The 14,907-nt window shown below is 35.8% G+C and carries 16 protein-coding genes; 7 read left to right on the forward strand and 9 right to left on the reverse strand.

Annotated elements, in window-relative coordinates; genetic code table 11:
- Nucleotides 1-27: 27 nt before the first annotated feature.
- From ACFO7M_RS14040 to ACFO7M_RS14080, 9 genes are all read right to left on the reverse strand, one after another.
- A complete protein-coding gene (locus tag ACFO7M_RS14040; RefSeq protein WP_379712759.1) occupies nt 28-987 on the reverse strand; it encodes a hypothetical protein in 960 nt (319 codons plus the stop codon).
- Nucleotides 988-1,055: 68 nt separating this feature from the next.
- Entirely contained in the window at nt 1,056-1,448 is a 393-nt protein-coding gene (locus tag ACFO7M_RS14045; RefSeq protein ID WP_379712757.1) for an OsmC family protein, read from the reverse strand.
- Between the two features lie 4 nt (nt 1,449-1,452).
- The gene (locus tag ACFO7M_RS14050) at nt 1,453-2,334 is read right to left on the reverse strand and encodes a pirin family protein (protein WP_379736337.1); all 882 of its coding nucleotides are present in this window, start codon (nt 2,332-2,334) and stop codon (nt 1,453-1,455) included.
- A gap of 24 nt (nt 2,335-2,358) precedes the next feature.
- Nucleotides 2,359-2,673, reverse strand: coding sequence for a GNAT family N-acetyltransferase (locus tag ACFO7M_RS14055; protein WP_379736339.1), 315 nt, complete (start codon nt 2,671-2,673; stop codon nt 2,359-2,361).
- Nucleotides 2,674-2,711: 38 nt separating this feature from the next.
- Complete coding sequence (locus ACFO7M_RS14060; RefSeq protein WP_379736341.1) at nt 2,712-3,590, reverse strand: pirin family protein; 879 nt, start codon at nt 3,588-3,590, stop codon at nt 2,712-2,714.
- A gap of 123 nt (nt 3,591-3,713) precedes the next feature.
- Nucleotides 3,714-4,415 carry a hypothetical protein gene (locus ACFO7M_RS14065; protein WP_379736343.1) on the reverse strand — a complete coding sequence of 234 codons (702 nt, stop codon included), beginning with the start codon at nt 4,413-4,415 and terminating at the stop codon, nt 3,714-3,716.
- Between the two features lie 37 nt (nt 4,416-4,452).
- Nucleotides 4,453-5,214, reverse strand: a complete 762-nt coding sequence (locus ACFO7M_RS14070; RefSeq protein ID WP_379736344.1) for an SIMPL domain-containing protein — start codon at nt 5,212-5,214, stop codon at nt 4,453-4,455.
- Nucleotides 5,215-5,343: 129 nt separating this feature from the next.
- On the reverse strand, nt 5,344-7,770 hold the full coding sequence (gene pheT / locus ACFO7M_RS14075) for a phenylalanine--tRNA ligase subunit beta (RefSeq protein ID WP_379736346.1): 2,427 nt from the start codon (nt 7,768-7,770) through the stop codon (nt 5,344-5,346).
- A 120-nt stretch (nt 7,771-7,890) separates the two neighbouring features.
- A complete protein-coding gene (locus ACFO7M_RS14080; RefSeq protein WP_379736348.1) occupies nt 7,891-9,090 on the reverse strand; it encodes a cytochrome-c peroxidase in 1,200 nt (399 codons plus the stop codon).
- A 123-nt stretch (nt 9,091-9,213) separates the two neighbouring features.
- Between ACFO7M_RS14080 and fabG the strand changes: the two genes are divergently transcribed.
- From fabG to ACFO7M_RS14115, 7 genes are read left to right on the forward strand one after another with little or no spacing between them, the layout of a single operon-like run.
- Nucleotides 9,214-9,960, forward strand: a complete 747-nt coding sequence (gene fabG / locus ACFO7M_RS14085; protein ID WP_379712741.1) for a 3-oxoacyl-[acyl-carrier-protein] reductase — start codon at nt 9,214-9,216, stop codon at nt 9,958-9,960.
- A 15-nt stretch (nt 9,961-9,975) separates the two neighbouring features.
- Nucleotides 9,976-10,425 (forward strand): hypothetical protein, encoded by a 450-nt coding sequence (locus ACFO7M_RS14090; RefSeq protein ID WP_379712739.1) that lies wholly within the window; start codon nt 9,976-9,978, stop codon nt 10,423-10,425.
- A gap of 12 nt (nt 10,426-10,437) precedes the next feature.
- Entirely contained in the window at nt 10,438-12,456 is a 2,019-nt protein-coding gene (locus tag ACFO7M_RS14095) for a hypothetical protein (protein ID WP_379736350.1), read from the forward strand.
- A gap of 33 nt (nt 12,457-12,489) precedes the next feature.
- Complete coding sequence (locus tag ACFO7M_RS14100) at nt 12,490-12,744, forward strand: hypothetical protein (RefSeq protein ID WP_379736352.1); 255 nt, start codon at nt 12,490-12,492, stop codon at nt 12,742-12,744.
- A 32-nt stretch (nt 12,745-12,776) separates the two neighbouring features.
- Nucleotides 12,777-13,616, forward strand: coding sequence for a DUF4846 domain-containing protein (locus ACFO7M_RS14105; protein ID WP_379736354.1), 840 nt, complete (start codon nt 12,777-12,779; stop codon nt 13,614-13,616).
- Nucleotides 13,616-14,344, forward strand: coding sequence for a M15 family metallopeptidase (locus ACFO7M_RS14110; RefSeq protein WP_379736356.1), 729 nt, complete (start codon nt 13,616-13,618; stop codon nt 14,342-14,344). The genes ACFO7M_RS14105 and ACFO7M_RS14110 overlap by 1 nt, the downstream gene beginning before the upstream one ends.
- 30 nt (nt 14,345-14,374) lie before the next feature.
- A complete protein-coding gene (locus tag ACFO7M_RS14115) occupies nt 14,375-14,863 on the forward strand; it encodes a hypothetical protein (RefSeq protein ID WP_379736357.1) in 489 nt (162 codons plus the stop codon).
- Nucleotides 14,864-14,907: the final 44 nt, after the last annotated feature.

Here is a 14,907-nt window from a genome sequence, read left to right on the forward strand (position 1 = left end):
AATCCCGCCTTTTAGCGGGATTTTTTTTTATTGTATTTCTTTACCTTTTTCCGTGCATTTTGCTGTAAACAAATTGGTTTCGTTTATTTTAAATGGACTTTTTATTACGTTTACCGTTTTTACCTTTTCATATTTAAATACTAGACTTACATCTTGATATAAAGCTTCTTTATCGGTTTTGTTAATTTTATGATTGAACTCGTTTTTCTTCTCGTTGAAAGTATAATCTTCTAAATTAATGTCTTTTGAACCGAGAATATTGTAAGAAGGATTTACATACAATACTTCTCTGGATATTGATTTCTCTGCAGCAGATTCTTGTATTGCTTTCAAATCAGTTAAATCTTTTGGCTTAAAATTGCTCTTCTTTAAGATTTCCTTTTCATTAACCATTTGTAACCCTTCTTTTTTAATTGTAAATACTACAGGTTTGTAATAGTTAGGTATTTCTACATAATAAGCTATAAATTCATTGAAATCATTGTCAATTTTAAAATCATAGATAACGTCTTTGGTTTCAGGCAGACCTGTGACATTGGCAGAAAATGACAATAAATCAACTTTTGTATTGAACTTATGTACATTGGGAAATTTCAAACAATTGGGAGAAGTATTGAACACGCGTTGTAATGTAATTACTTTATTGGTTTCATAGCCAACGAATGTTTCTGCTTTTTCAAAATTTTGAAACATAATTTTACATCCTTTTTTTACTTTAGGATTGTGACGACCATATAACTCAAATCGCGTTTGAGGATGAATAGGCGTAAGTGTAATTTTATCTTTCGATACAGCCCATGTTCCTGAAATTAAAGTACCATATCCGGTAATCGCAAATGTGTTGTCTTTCAGAATATAAATGCTTGTCTTTTCACCATTTGCAACTCCCTTTTCTTGATAAAGACCAACAATAGTTGCGTTTTTTTGGGCTGTAATTGATTGTGTGATTGATAAAATAATTGTAGTTACAAGTAATCTAAGCTTCATAGTTTAATTTTTTTGCAAATATACTAATTTGTAAGATTTTACTTAAATAAATACAACTAAAAAATGAGTTAGCTTAAACTTGATGCAATTTCCAATGGATTAGAAAGGATTTTATGAATGGGACATGAATTGGCTATCACTAACAGCCGTTCTTTCTGCATAGCATTAAGCGTGCCTTTTAATTCAATTCTTCTGGAAATTATTGATTTCGATTCTTCTTTACTCCATTCGAATGTAACTTCTACAATGGCTTCTTTTAAATCCCAACCTTTTCTTTCAGCATACATCTTCAAAGTTATAGAAGTACAAGCTGCTAAAGAAGAAGCTAATAATTCACGAGGTGCAAATCCTAAATCTTGACCACCTACCTCAATAGGTTCATCAGCAATGAGCGTATGTGTGGCATTTTTTATTTCTGTTTTATAGTTTTGTTGACCGATGGTTGCTGTAACTTTTTGCATAGTATTAGAATTTAGGTGGAGTTGGTAATGGAACAAATTCAGTTTCTCCGGGAACTTTGGGGAATGTTTGGTTTTCCCAATCTAATTTTGCTTTTTCAATCCGTTCTTTACTGGAAGAAACAAAATTCCAAAAAATGAATCGTTCTTCTGGAAAAGCTTCACCACCAAAAATATAGACAGCGGAATCTGCTTCCATTTCAAATTCACAAAGTTTTGTATCTTTTGCAATAAGAATTTGTTTCGAAGTATAATTGTGTTCGCCGTCATTGATACTTCCTTCCAAAATATACAACCCACTTTCTCCATATAAATACTCGCCAATACTTACCTTTTGTTTTGAACTACTCTTGATTTCCAAAAAATAAAGTGGGCTATACACTGGTACTGGTGATTTTCGACCAAATGCTTCACCTGCAATCAATTTAAAAGACAAACCATTTTGTTCCCATTGGGGAATATCTTCTTTTTCTACATGGGTAAAATTAGGTTCTATTTCTTCCAATTCCTTCGGAAGTGCAACCCAAATCTGCAATCCGTGTAATGACTTGTCTGATGTTCTCAGGTATTCTGGTGTTCTTTCAGAATGAACAATACCGCTTCCAGCTGTCATCCAATTAACCGCTCCCGGCTGAATTTCCACTTCGGTACCTAGACTGTCTCTATGCATAATGCTTCCTTCAAATAGATAGGTGAGAGTAGAAAGCCCAATATGAGGATGTGGTGGAACATCTAAATTCTGATAATCTTTCAAATAGGCCGGTCCCATATGATCAATAAATGTGAATGGACCGACCGAACGCTTTTCTCTAAATGGTAGTAATCTTCCAACCATGAAGTTACCAATATCGGCTGAACGTTCTTCAATGATTAATTGTAGGTTTGACATATCTGTTCTAGCTTAAAATTAATTTCAATTTTCAAATCCTTTAAAGTTTGGATCTACAATTTCTTTCCATTCCGGATGTCTTTTAATGTAGGCAAATACCAAAGGACAAAGCGGTACAAGTTTGTATTGGTCTTTTTTAATATAATCCAATGTTTTTTCAATTACCGCTGTTGCAGCTCCTTTTCCTTCAAGTTCTGGAGCTGCTTCGGTGTGGATCAACGTAATTACGTTTGCACTTTCTTTATAAACAATTAAAGCTTTATGCTCATCAATACTGATTTCAAATTGATGCTTCGTTTCGTTTTTTATCAAAGGAATAGGTTCGAATTCTGGTTTCATTGTTTGTTTATTAGTTTTTTTGTTGTTTACTTTAGGAATCAGTCTTCTAAATGACCAAATTTTCCCTGATTAAAATCTTCAATCGCCTGGATAATTTCTTCTCGGGTATTCATAACAAAAGGACCGTGAGGAAAAATAGGCTCATTGATAGGCTCACCACTTAAGACCAAAATGATACTATTTTCAAGTGCTTCAATCGTAAAATCTTCTCCTTCATTTTCAAACAAAACAAAATGATCGGTAAGCACAATTTCTTCATTATTGATTTTTGCACTTCCTTCAATGATCAATACAGCGGTATTGTAATGAGCCGGAAAGCTAAATTGGGCTTTTCCACCTGTATTTAGCTTCGCATTTTGCATGTGAACGGGTGTAAAAGTAAATGCCGGACCTTTAACATCATGATAATTTCCAGCAATAACTTCTATGAAACCAGCGTTCTCCGCCAATTCATAGCGACCCATTTCGGCATTCGCAATGGCTTGGTATTTTGGCTGACTCATTTTGTCTTTTGCCGGCAAATTCACCCAAAGTTGAACCATTTGAAATTCACCTCCGGTTTTACTGAACTCTTCTTCATGGTATTCTTTATGCAAAACTCCCGATGCCGCAGTCATCCATTGTACATCACCTTCACCGATAATTCCACCACCGCCGGCACTGTCATGATGTGCAACTTTCCCTTTGTAAGCAATTGTTACGGTTTCAAAACCACGATGGGGATGAACACCAACACCTTTAGGAATTTCAGAAGGAGGGAAGTTGTATTTCGAATTGTAATCTAACATGATAAACGGACTCATACGTTCCATATCCAAGCGAAAACCACTTGGGATAAAATTATGTACTCTAAATCCATCACCAACAAAATGGGGTGTTCTAGGCTCAGCTACTAATTCAATTTTTTTGGTTGCCATTGTTGTATTCTTTTAAATTGATACTTCAAAGTTACTTCGAATCTAGCTGCTTTTGCTTAATGTAGATTAAGAAAGTAATTGACCGTTTTCTAAGAAAAAACCCGAGAATTCCCGGGTTATCTATTAAAATATATTTCTATCGTCTGTAATTAATTTCAAACCGATAAATTCTCCTTTTTGAAACTGAAGGCGGTTCGCTTTTACTGCAATTGGAAAATGAACCGATGAAGATGAAATCATTTTTATTTGTTTGTCACTTGAAACACTCAGGTTAATTCTACCGTCAGAAGCGGCAGCAAAACCAGCTAGTAAATTCGCATTGATTTCATGTTCGGTATCAATTTCGACAACTAAATTTTTCGCAAATACAATCCCTGAAATGACTAAAATGTTGTTTCTGTTGGCATTGCGTAATAGATCAGGATTCGGATGCACGAAATCTGCATTATGGAAATAATTCGCTATTTCTCCTGAAGGAATTTCTTTGGTTACCGAATTATCATAGCTAATCGTAACTTTTTTTCCTCCTTTAATAAGCGAAGTAATATCCAAACTCCCCATTCCCAATGATTTTAAGATATCATCTAAAACGGTTATTCCAATATTGAAGTTGTAATCATTGACTGTTGTTTCTTGAATGGTTAACGCTTGATTTTCAATTTCATTTAATTCTACACTACTACTGAATGCATGATGTAAATTAGAATAATACAATTCGGCTTCGTCAAACGTTTTTTTTACCCAAAGCTGCAATAGTTTATGATTGCGAATCGGACCACCAATCAAATCATACCCCTGACTTTTTAAATAATTTGTAAGTTGCATTATAAATTTTAGTTTGTTTTTAGTTTTTTAAGAGATTTTATTCTAGTTCATATTCTAGTCGGACAGTAATTCTTGCCGTTTTATTTTTGCTATAAGTATCATTAATGCCGCCATAACTGTCTTCTTGCGTCGAGCCTTGCCCGGTAATTTGAAAAACACCCATACTTGCATTTTTCAATTTGCCCAAATCTCCATCGCCTTGACGAACAATTTTTTCAGCTCTCTCTTTTGCATCTTTAGTAGCATTTTCAATCAAACTGTGTTTCAAGCTTGGTAGTTCAGAGTAGGTATATTGCACAGAATTGGATGTCAATTCAATACCGGAATTTATCAATTCTGATGTTTTACTCGAAACATCTTCAATGCGCTTCATTAAATCTTGATTTTTCTTAGCCGAAAAAGTTATCGTTTGAGTAGCTTCATACCCATCAAATACTTGTTCGTACTTGGTGTTATAGGTATTGTTGGGATCTTCGGTACGAACTTCTCTGTATTTTTTTTGAAAATTTACAGCTCCAAAAGTGAATTCATTCGATTTGAATCCTTTCTTCTCAAAGAAATTGGAAACGATTTTTTGATCAGAGATAATTTTACTGTAAGCTTCCTTGATGTCATCACTTTTGGTGGCAAAACTACCAGACCATAGTATCTCATCGGAGACAAAATCTTTCGTTCCTAATCCGATAACTGAAATAGAATCGAGATTTTCATTACGGTTTTTAAAGGCTGCTCCTAAAATCCAAGCAGTTAGCACTATAGCTAAACCGATAATTAATGGTGATTTGATTTTGTCATCCATAGAACTCGTTTTTAAGTTGACTAAAATTACCACAAATTATAGTCCAAATTACGCTTTCTTAAGAAAATTTTTAACAAAGAAAAAGGGACAACAATTGTCCCTTTTTATAGTATAGTGATAATCTCGCGATTAACGTAAACTTGCTCCCAATTCTGTTTCAAAAGTTTGAGTTAATTTACTCATTACTTTATCAATTTGTGAATCCGTTAAAGTTTTTGAAGTATCCTGTAATGTGAAACTCACTGCATACGATTTTTTACCTTCCGGTAAATTTTTTCCTTGGTAAACATCGAATAAATCAATTTTCTTCAATAAATTCTTCTCGGAATTTTTTGCCAAGTCATAAATCTTTGCAAATTCAATTTTCTGATCCAGTAATAAAGCCAAATCACGACGTACTTCCGGATATTTTGGAATTTCGGTAAACTTGATTCCGTTAGCAGAAATGTGTTTTAATATGGCATTCCAATTGAAGTCAGCAAAGAATACATCTTGTTTAATGTCAAAATGTTTCAAAACAGTTTTTTTGATAGTTCCAAATTCTACTAATGTCGAACTACCCAATTCATACACCATTCCTTCAGCAAAAACATCTGTTTTCAAAGGTGTAGCCACTATAGATTTATTCAAGCCCAATCGCTCTAAAATACCTAAAACATAGCCTTTAAATAAGAAGAAATCAGAAGGTTTTTGAGGATTGGTCCAGCTTTCAGCATTTTGATTACCTGTAACGGTTAACGTCAAATGGGTGTTTTCTTGGTATCCTGATAATAATTTATGGTAGGTTTTTCCAAATTCAAACAACTTCAAGTCAGCATTACGACGGTTGATGTTGAACGAAACCGCTTCCAATGCCGAGAACAATAACGACTGACGCATTGTCGATAAATCGTTGCTTAACGGATTTAGCATAACAACATTATTACTTTCGTTAAGGCTATCGCTTAATGCAACGTAAGAAGGAGTGGTTAACGAATTGGCCATCATTTCATTGAAACCATTAGCCGTCAATAAATTCGCAACAATATTTTGTATCTTATAATCTTCTGTTCTAGCAGAATGTGCTGTAGTGGCGTTTAATTTTTGAGTAAACTCAATATTGTTATAACCATACACACGTAAAATTTCTTCGATGACATCAATTTCACGGGTTACATCCACACGGTAGGCAGGAACAACTAAGCCCAAACCAACTTTAGAAATACTATTTACTTTGATATCCAATGAAACCAAGATATTTTTGATTTCATCATCTGGAATGTTTTGACCAATTAATTTGTTTACTTTTTCAAGATTCAACAAAACTTGATGATCTTCTACTTTCTTAGGATAAACATCCACAATATCCGATGTCATTTCGCCACCTGCCACTTCTTTTATTAAGATAGCTGCACGCTTTAAAGCATATTCTGTAATGCTCGGATCAATACCTCTTTCAAAACGGAAAGATGCATCTGAATTGATTCCGTGACGTTTCGCAGTTTTTCTTACCGATACCGGATTGAAATAAGCACTTTCCAAGAATATTGAAGTCGTAGCTTCACTTACCCCAGAATTTTTGCCACCCATCACACCTGCAATACACAATGGTCCTTTTTCATCACAAATCATGATGTCTTCGGTGCTCAATGTACGTTCAACTTCATCCAAAGTAACAAACTTGGTACCTTCCTCAGCATTCTTAACGATAATTTTTCCATGTATTTTTGACGCATCAAAAGCATGTAATGGCTGTCCTAATTCATGCAATACATAATTAGTAACGTCAACCACATTATTTTTAGGTGTTAAACCAATGGCTTTCAAACGGTTTTGTAACCAAGCAGGTGAAGGGCCCACTTTAATATCCGAAATGGTAACACCACAATATCTTGGAACCAATTTATTGTCCTCAACTTTTACATCGATTTTAAGGGTTCTCTTTTCTACTTTATAAGAACTTACCGATGGTGTAATCAACTCTACATGTTCGTCTTGTTGCAACATACCGGCACGCAAATCACGCGCAACGCCCCAATGGCTCATCGCATCGGCACGGTTGGGTGTTAAACCAATTTCAAATACTTCGTCATTCTCAATGTTGAAAACTTTTGAAGCGGGTGTTCCAGGAGCTAAAGCTTCGTCCAAAACCATAATACCATCATGACTATCACCTAGACCAATTTCGTCTTCAGCGCAAATCATTCCATGACTTTCTTCTCCACGAATCTTCCCTTTTTTAATTTCAAAAGAGTTCCCTTCTTTATCATATAATTTAGTACCAATAGTAGCAACAGGAACTTTTTGACCAGCAGCTACATTACTAGCACCACACACAATTTGAATCGGATTACCATCTCCTAAATCTACTTTAGTGATTTTTAGCTTATCTGCATTGGGATGTTGTTCGCAAGACAATACGTGCCCCACAACAATTCCTTCAAGTCCTCCTTTGATAGATTGGTATTTTTCAATGCCTTCTACTTCTAAACCTAAGTCGGTCAACATTGCTCCGGTTTTTTCCGAATCCCAATCTGTTTTAATAAATTGCTTTAACCAGTTATATGAAATCTTCATTTTACGTGCTTATATTTTTAAGAAAGGCAAAGATAGTTATTGAATTTGGAGTATGAAAAAAGTTACTTAATTTTTAAAGGTATTTATCAACAAAAAAAGCGCTTTATTCACGCTTTTTAATTAATTCGGAAATGGTGAAGACCATTTTGGATCAATGTAAACGTTGGAACCCGACAATGTTCGAAGAAATGCAATAACTGCATTTACCTCATTTGCAGTCAAATGCAATTGCTGCCCAAAACCATTAGGTCTGAGTCTCGGATCTAGATTCGTGTTGCCAGGTGCTAAATTTATGGTGCCGTAATGCCCAATTGCAGCCTGTAAACTGGATATTCCCGCCGTATGCATGAAATTTCCATTTAAAGTGCCATCCAACTTGACCAAATCACGTAGAGAAGGGGAGCGGGTAATGGAAATATCAATACCGGTTCCAGCAATTGTTCCAATGATCCCATTATTTCTTGCCGCAGGATCTATATCAAATTCGGGAGCACCATGGCATCCTGCACATCCTAAACCACCACTGGTTCTGTTGCCCGTAGCATCAAAAACAGGAGGTGTTAAAAACAAGTTCTTTCCCGTATTTTCTTGTGGAGTAAAATTTGGAAAAGCTTGACCATCATTAGCGACTTGCGCTCTGCCAATATCGTATTTGGAATCGAAAGATTGAATACTTCTTACAAACTGTGCTAACGCAATTTGTATTTTACTTTCCGTAATCTCTTCCGTACCGTAAGTAAATCGAAACAATTCTTTGTAATAGGGAATGCTTTCTAATTTACTAATTAAATCAGTCATGTTTTGATCGCCTTCAGTACCACTAAAACCCATTTCAATATGATTTTGTATCGGCTGAGTGGTTTGCATTTCAAGTGTTAGTGCTCTTTCATCCCAGAAAAATTTCGATTCTCTTGAAAATCTTGAATTAATCAATCGCATTGAATGTCTCGGAGTTGTACCATTAACACCGGTACTCGCAGTAGCGCCATCACTGAATGCATTGGATTGTTGATGGCAACTGGCACACGAAATTGTATTGTTAGACGATAGCCGTGTGTCATAAAAAAGAACGCGACCTAATGTGGCTCCTTTATCGGTAACGGGATTTGAACCACTATTATCTTTGGTAATATAGTTAGGTATAGCTTGATTGGCGTAATTGTATAAATGATCCAAATCCAAATTGGATCCGAATGTTGCTGTTACATTGGGATAATTATCTATTGGAACCGACTCGTAGTCGCTTTCATTACTAGTCGAACAAGAACTTACAAACAAACAAAGGATTGCAATAACATAGAATTGGTGAATCGGTCGCATAGGTAGTTGGTTTTGGTTTACGCTATGACTTTGTATACTGCAAATGGTTTAATTCTAAAATCAATTTTTTTTGTTTTAAAATAATGATATATTTGGCTTGATTAAAAATAGTACAATTTAGATATGAAATTATTAGAAGGAAAAGTGGCAATTATCACTGGTGCCAGTAGAGGAATTGGTAGAGGAATTGCCGAAGTTTTTGCTAAAAACGGAGCGAATGTAGCTTTTACTTATAGTTCATCTGCTGAATCAGCAATGGCTTTAGAAAATGAATTGACTGCTTTAGGTATTAAAGCAAAAGGATACAAATCAAATGCTGCCGATTTCAACGAGGCACAAAAATTAGTCGAGGATGTATTGGCTGAATTCGGAACTGTTGACGTTTTAATCAACAACGCCGGTGTAACTAAAGACAACCTTTTAATGCGTATGTCTGAAGAAGATTTCGATGCTGTAATCGATATCAACTTGAAATCCGTTTTCAACATGACGAAAGCAGTACAAAAAACAATGTTGAAAAACCGCGCCGGTTCTATCATTAATATGAGCTCGGTTGTTGGAGTGAAAGGAAATGCAGGTCAAGCCAACTATGCCGCTTCTAAAGCAGGTATGATCGGTTTCACTAAATCAATTGCGTTGGAATTAGGTTCTCGTAACATCCGTTGCAATGCTATCGCACCAGGTTTTATCGAAACGGAAATGACAGCAAAACTTAACGAAGATGTAGTACAAGGCTGGAGAGATTCTATTCCTTTGAAAAGAGGTGGTTCACCAGAAGATATCGCCAATGCTTGTGTGTTCTTTGCTTCGGATATGAGTGCTTATGTAACTGGACAAGTATTGAATGTTGACGGAGGAATGTTAACCTAGTTAATAGCGCTGAAAATGAAAAAAATATTCGGCTTCACGGCTCTGGCATTGCTTTTAACGACTGCTTCTTTCGCTCAAGAAGTTAAAATTGACAAGGATAAAGTCTTAATCGACAATAAAGAAGTGTTGAAATATGAAAAAATTGACTTCGATCAACACTCTTTATATGACTTGGAAGGAAATGAAATTTTATTGTACAAGTTTCACAACAACGAAACGCATCAATATCTTGAAGATGACTATATTATCTTGAATTTCTTAACGCTTAAAACCAAAGTAGAATCCAAAGAAAAGCAAAGAGTGCTTGCTGGTCTTGGTTTGAATTCCAAAAAAAATGTGGAAAAACTAATAGCTTGGTTGTTGAAAGAGAAAGTTATTGATGCTAATGGTGTGTTGAATGCGGATAGGGTTGAAGTTTTCAACCAAAAATACAATGAAAACATCACGGAAAGAACGATTCGATAAATACATCTAAATATGACACTAATAACTTTATTTTTAGCGGTAATCACTGCGCTTATTGTGTCGTATTTGCAATATTTTTACAAAGCCAAAAACCATTCTAAACTGAACTGGTTTTTGGCTTCTTTGCGTTTTCTATCGGTCTTTCTAATTCTTCTGTTACTCATCAATCCGGTCATCTCTAGGAAAACCTACGAAATTCAAAAAACACCACTGCCTATTGTTGTCGATAATTCGGAATCGATTGCTTTCTTAGGTCAAGACCAAAAGGCAAAAGAGATCACGGAAGCCTTTAAAAACAATTCGAAATTGAATGACAAATACCAATTGCAGTTCTTTGCTTTTGATGAAGAGTTTAATGCCGATAAACCACTCGATTTTAAAGGGAAACGTTCCAATATTTACAAGGTTTTCGAAAACCTAAAACAGCTGTACAGAAACCAAAACCATCCCGTTGTTGTACTTACCGATGGTAATCAGACGCAAGGGAATGACTACGTTTTCAATATTCAACCCAATGCTACCGTTTTTCCAGTCGTACTCGGTGATACGATTGAACATACCGATTTAAAAATCAATCAACTGAATGCCAATAAATACGCATTCCTGAAAAACAAATTCCCCGTTGAAGCTTTTTTATACTACAACGGAAATAAACCCATCAACGCTACTTTTAGTATTCAGGAAAACGGAACAACTATCTTTAAACAGAATGTTGCTTTTTCTTCCAATAAAAAATCTCAAGAGATTGCCTTTGTATTGAATGCCGACAGGGTAGGAGTACATACTTATAAGGCGGTAATCTCTTCTCCCGAAAAAGAAAAAAATACCTTCAATAATGTCAAAAATTTTGCTGTTGAAGTTATCGATCAACGTTCCGAAATTGCTTTGGTCTCAAGTATTGTCCATCCGGATTTAGGTGCGATTAAACGCGCTATTGGATCTAATGTGCAACGTAAAATAACAATAGTTAAACCTAACGAAATCAAATCGTTAAATGATTATAACGTTTTGATATTGTACCAGCCTAATTCGGAATTCAAATCCATAATTGATCAGAATAACCAACTCAAAATTAACACTTTTGTAATCACAGGTTTGAATACGGATTTTAACTTGCTGAATCGTTTTCAAAATGATTTTGAATTTAGAATGGTAATGCAGAAAGAAGATTATTCGGCCGATTTCAATTCTGATTTTAATGCTTTTGCAATAGATAATCTAGGCTTTGAACAATTCCCACCACTGGAAAATCCTTTCGGAACTATCCGTCCAAAAGGAAATCTAAATACGCTTTTGCAAGCACGTATCAGAAATGTGGCCACAGAGAACCCGCTTCTGACTTTTACGGAAAATGGACCCAATCGAAATGCGTATCTCTTTGGTGAAAACATCTGGAAATGGCGTATGGAAAGTCATCTGCAAACGAAATCCTTTGAAAAATTTGATATTTTCCTAGACAAAACCATTCAGTTCCTGGCTTCAAATGCCAAAAAGAAAAACTTAGTGGTAAATCACGAAAGTTTTTACAATTCAGGGGAAAATATCTTGATTTCTGCGCAGTATTTCAATAAAAACTATGAGTTCGATGAAAATGCACAGCTTACTATCCAATTGAAAAATAAAAATACAAATACTTTTAAAGTCTACGATTTTTCGAAAGGTAGCAACGATTTTCAAGTGGATTTCCAAGATTTGGAAGCAGGTAATTATAGCTTTACCGTAAAAGAAAAAGGATCAAATACCCAATATGTTGGCGCCTTTCAAGTGCTGGATTTTGATGCGGAAAAACAATTTGTTAATGCCGATTTTGCACGCCTGAAACAACTGGCTTCCAATACCAATGGGCAAACCTATGGTACTTCTCAAATAGCCGATTTAATGCGCTATCTCGAAAATGCCGACAATTACAAAGCAATCCAAAAAGCGGTTACTACGCGCTCACCTCTAATCGATTGGATTTGGGGATTAATTTTGCTAGCCATTGTATTGGCTACTGAATGGTTCACCAGAAAATATAATGGGTTATTATAAGTAAAATATAGCCTTGATCAAACAAAGTAAGGCTTGATCAAACAAAGTAAGGCTTGGAAGATGCGAAGTAAGCCTTGGAACAAGCGAAGTAAGGCTTGGAAGAAGCGAAGTAAGCCTCGGAACAAACAAAGTAAGGCTTGGGAAGAGCGAAGTAGAGCTTGGAACAAACAAAGTAAGCCTTGGGAAAGACAAAGTAAGGCTTGGGAAGAGCGAAGTAGAGCTTGGGACAAACAAAGTAAGCCTTGGGAAAGACAAAGTAAGCCTTGGGAAAGACAAAGCAAGCCTTGAAATTAAAAAGTACGCTTTAGAAAATAGAAACAATGAAATCAAAAAACCTTTTAATCTTTTCGGTTCTCTTAAGTATAGGATTTTTATACGCCTACCGAAATAATACCTCCGAAAATACTACTACTACTGTCGAAGTGAATGGAAATACCGTAGCTACGCGTTTCGGTGTTCCTAATGGCTTCGAAAGAACCAATGAAGGCACCAATTCTTTCGGTGCTTTTTTACGAAATCTTCCTTTAAAAAAAGTGGGGTCATTGGTCAAATATTATGATGGCGATAACAAAGACGATGCGGCTTATATCGCCGTGGTGGATTTGCCCATTGGAAACAAAGATTTACACCAATGCGCCGATGCGGTCATGCGATTGAGAGCTGAATATCTATACAAACAAAAACAATACGATAAAATCCATTTCAACTTTACCAATGGCTTCCGAGTGGATTATACCAAATGGGCGGAAGGCTACCGAATCGCAGTCAAAGGAAACAAAACGTCTTGGGTAAAAAAGGCAAAACCAGACTATTCGGCCAAAGAATTCTGGAATTACTTGGAACAAATTTTCTTATACGCAGGTACGGCTTCTCTTGAAAAGGAACTGAAACCAGTTGCGTCGGTAGATGCAATTCAAATTGGTGATGTTTTCATTAAAGGTGGATTTCCTGGTCATGCGGTAATCGTTGTCGATGTGGCGCAAAACAAACAAGGGAAAAAGGTAATGATGCTGGCACAAAGTTATATGCCGGCTCAGGAACTACAAATCTTAAAGAATCCTAATAATGCAAGCAAGAGTCCATGGTACGATGTGAATTTTGGAGAAACACTAATTACACCGGAATGGACGTTTAAAAAGTCGCATTTAAAACGTTTTTAATGAGAATTCTGATTCTATTGTTGATCGGCTGCTTCAGTAATGCTTCGCAAGAAATTCCTTGGGGAGCACAAAAACTCTTGAAAGCCTATCCTAATGCAATTTCACACTATAAAGACAATAAACTGTTCTTTACCGATGGTTCATCGCTCGTATATGATGACGGAAAAGTAAAATCAACCAAAGAACTGTTAGAAAATCCAGACATCGAAGACCAATTCAAATGGAAATACAGTACTCCGGGTACAAATGATGCCGGACGCATTCGCAATGAGGCTTTCTTCAAAAAACTCTACGGAAATTCCAAAGAGGAGGTGGCTAAAAAACTGGTGGAAATCGTTTGGTGCCCTAAATTGGTGAACCAAAAAATTAAAGTCACAAGTGTAAATGGTATCGATAAAAAAATCCAAAAAATAAGCGCCGAACTGGAACAACATCCAGAACTAAAACCTTACATAACGAACATTGGCGGTACCTTCAATTGGCGCAAAATTGCAGGAACCAACCGCTTAAGTACGCATAGCTTCGGAATGACTATGGATATCAATACGAAGTTTTCGAACTATTGGCAATGGGATTGCAAATGCACTAATGAAGAGGTAAAACTGACCTACAAAAACCGAATTCCTAAAAAAATAATTGCTATTTTTGAAAAGCACGGATTCATTTGGGGTGGCAATTGGCACCATTATGACTCCATGCATTTTGAATACCGACCGGAATTCTTTTAAAACCAATACTAACCTATAAACCAAATTACCATGAACGAAGCACACTACCACATGCTTGTGAATCATTTCCCAATCATCGGTTTATTCTTCGGAATAGCCATTCTTGCTTACGGAATGTTCAAGCGAAATGCCTTATTAATCAATACCGCCTACATCATTTTTATCTTTTGTATGATCATGGGGAAAGTTTCAATGATGACAGGAGATAAAGCGGAACATTTTGTTGAAGATTTTCCAGGTTTCTCTCATGAGTTAATAGAAGAACACGAAGAAGCTGCAGAAGGTTTTATGAAAATAATGTATGCATTGGGATTTGCATCGGCTTTAGGTCTTTATGTAGATTATAAAAAACACAATAAAGCTCTTTTGGTTTCCTTTTTAGTCATTACAGTAGCTGTAGTAGCCATTGTTTTTTCGGGACCTGTGGGTACTTCCGGTGGAGAAATACGTCATGATGAAATTCGTGAAGGCACTGTAAAAACAGCACTTCCGACTAATGAAGCCGAGGAAAAAGAATAACCCGAAAAACGAAATAGTTTATTTTTTTTAAAATTTATTTGCGT

The organism is Flavobacterium sp. GCM10023249, from assembly GCF_042653365.1.
Taxonomy (GTDB): Bacteria; Bacteroidota; Bacteroidia; order Flavobacteriales; family Flavobacteriaceae; genus Flavobacterium.

Excerpts from the sequence above, each read along its gene's own strand:
- ACFO7M_RS14090 (WP_379712739.1), top strand. The coding sequence starts at position 9,976 with ATGAAAAAAATATTCGGCTTCACGGCTCTGGCATTGCTTTTAACGACT.
- ACFO7M_RS14105 (WP_379736354.1), top strand. The coding sequence starts at position 12,777 with ATGAAATCAAAAAACCTTTTAATCTTTTCGGTTCTCTTAAGTATAGGA.
- ACFO7M_RS14045 (WP_379712757.1), bottom strand. The coding sequence starts at position 1,448 with ATGCAAAAAGTTACAGCAACCATCGGTCAACAAAACTATAAAACAGAA.
- pheT (WP_379736346.1), bottom strand. The coding sequence starts at position 7,770 with ATGAAGATTTCATATAACTGGTTAAAGCAATTTATTAAAACAGATTGG.
- ACFO7M_RS14110 (WP_379736356.1), top strand. The coding sequence starts at position 13,616 with ATGAGAATTCTGATTCTATTGTTGATCGGCTGCTTCAGTAATGCTTCG.
- ACFO7M_RS14060 (WP_379736341.1), bottom strand. The coding sequence starts at position 3,590 with ATGGCAACCAAAAAAATTGAATTAGTAGCTGAGCCTAGAACACCCCAT.
- ACFO7M_RS14095 (WP_379736350.1), top strand. The coding sequence starts at position 10,438 with ATGACACTAATAACTTTATTTTTAGCGGTAATCACTGCGCTTATTGTG.
- ACFO7M_RS14050 (WP_379736337.1), bottom strand. The coding sequence starts at position 2,334 with ATGTCAAACCTACAATTAATCATTGAAGAACGTTCAGCCGATATTGGT.
- ACFO7M_RS14115 (WP_379736357.1), top strand. The coding sequence starts at position 14,375 with ATGAACGAAGCACACTACCACATGCTTGTGAATCATTTCCCAATCATC.
- ACFO7M_RS14070 (WP_379736344.1), bottom strand. The coding sequence starts at position 5,214 with ATGGATGACAAAATCAAATCACCATTAATTATCGGTTTAGCTATAGTG.
- ACFO7M_RS14080 (WP_379736348.1), bottom strand. The coding sequence starts at position 9,090 with ATGCGACCGATTCACCAATTCTATGTTATTGCAATCCTTTGTTTGTTT.
- ACFO7M_RS14040 (WP_379712759.1), bottom strand. The coding sequence starts at position 987 with ATGAAGCTTAGATTACTTGTAACTACAATTATTTTATCAATCACACAA.
- ACFO7M_RS14065 (WP_379736343.1), bottom strand. The coding sequence starts at position 4,415 with ATGCAACTTACAAATTATTTAAAAAGTCAGGGGTATGATTTGATTGGT.
- fabG (WP_379712741.1), top strand. The coding sequence starts at position 9,214 with ATGAAATTATTAGAAGGAAAAGTGGCAATTATCACTGGTGCCAGTAGA.
- ACFO7M_RS14055 (WP_379736339.1), bottom strand. The coding sequence starts at position 2,673 with ATGAAACCAGAATTCGAACCTATTCCTTTGATAAAAAACGAAACGAAG.